We start from the raw sequence: 736 nt of genomic DNA, 5'->3' as shown, positions 1-736 counted from the left end.
AATCGAATTGCTGTGTTAACCAGCTACCTAAGATTGGTGCCAGTGCCGGAATAAAGCAGATCGCACCATTAAGGTAGCTGATCATCTTGCCGCTTTTCTCTGGGCCGAAAATATCGCGAACTGTTGCAAAGGCTGCTACCGATGTCGCACACGCGCCTAAGCCTTGTAGCAAACGAGACATCAACATCCACTCAATATTTTGAGCACTCCACGCCAATAAAGCGCTCATTGCGTAGATAGTGATGCCGCCCAATGCAACAGTTCGACGTCCGAGTTTATCTGCCAAAGGGCCAGCAAACAGTTGGCCAACACCCATAGCAAATAGGAACCATGTAATAGTGTCTTGTGCTAGCGCATTGTCTACCTGAAAAGTTGAAGCGATAAGAGGTAACGCAGGTAGATAGATATCAATCGCAAGCGGACTGAAAAGAACCAAAAGGGTCAACAACGCCATTTGTTTTTTACTATTAGAAATATGGCTAGACACACAACACTCCAAATTGAACAAGAACTTTGCAGAGAGCTTAATCATCTGATGATATGAATGGAAATGATGTATAATCATGACCATTATTCCCCAGAGGAAATTCACCGTGAACATAGAAAAGCTCGCTCGTCTCGACCTGAACTTACTGGTCTGTTTTAAAGTGTTAATTGAAGAGCTTAACGTGACTCGAGCAGCGCATCGACTGTGCCTTAGCCAATCCGCGGTGAGCAAATCATTAGCCAAACTTCG

Annotated in this window: 2 protein-coding genes; one reads left to right on the top strand and one right to left on the bottom strand. The window is 44.7% G+C overall.

Annotation, left to right across the window (positions count from 1 at the left end):
- Positions 1 to 487, bottom strand: a 487-nt coding sequence (locus R7O13_RS26680; RefSeq protein ID WP_318305184.1) for an MFS transporter, incomplete at its 3' end; no start/stop codon positions are given.
- 106 nt (positions 488 to 593) lie between these two features.
- On the opposite strand from R7O13_RS26680, the gene R7O13_RS26675 reads away from it, so the two are divergent.
- A partial coding sequence (locus tag R7O13_RS26675; protein WP_318305185.1) for a LysR family transcriptional regulator occupies positions 594 to 736 on the top strand: 143 nt, incomplete at its 3' end.

This window comes from Vibrio sp. Y176 (assembly GCF_033438945.1).
The sequence above is the reverse complement of the archived record's forward strand: the minus strand, read 5'-3'. Positions and strand labels throughout refer to the sequence as shown.